The 252-nt window shown below is 46.0% G+C and carries 1 protein-coding gene; it reads left to right on the plus strand.

Annotation, left to right across the window (positions count from 1 at the left end; genetic code table 11):
• Positions 1-252 (plus strand): penicillin-binding transpeptidase domain-containing protein (locus tag R2R70_RS21850; protein ID WP_410979174.1); only part of this gene is annotated, 252 nt, incomplete at both ends.

Below are 252 nucleotides of genomic sequence, written 5' to 3' on the forward strand. Positions count from 1 at the left end.
ACCGGGTTCAACCGTTAAGCCACTGGCCATTTTAGCTGGGCTAGACTACGGCGCAATTCAAGCCGATGAACAAATTGACACCTACCCAGGTTGGATGCGTTTAGGGGGAAGTTTAGTCCAAGATACGCGTAACCATGGTGAAATGTCACTACGAGAAATACTAAAATATTCGTCAAATATGGGGGTGACTAAGGTTACTCAGTTGGTTCCAAAAGACTACCTCGTGGGTTTATTCCAAAAGGTCGGATTCGG

The sequence above is a fragment of the Cobetia sp. SIMBA_158 genome, assembly GCF_046566945.1.
Taxonomy (GTDB): Bacteria; Pseudomonadota; Gammaproteobacteria; order Pseudomonadales; family Halomonadaceae; genus Cobetia; species Cobetia amphilecti.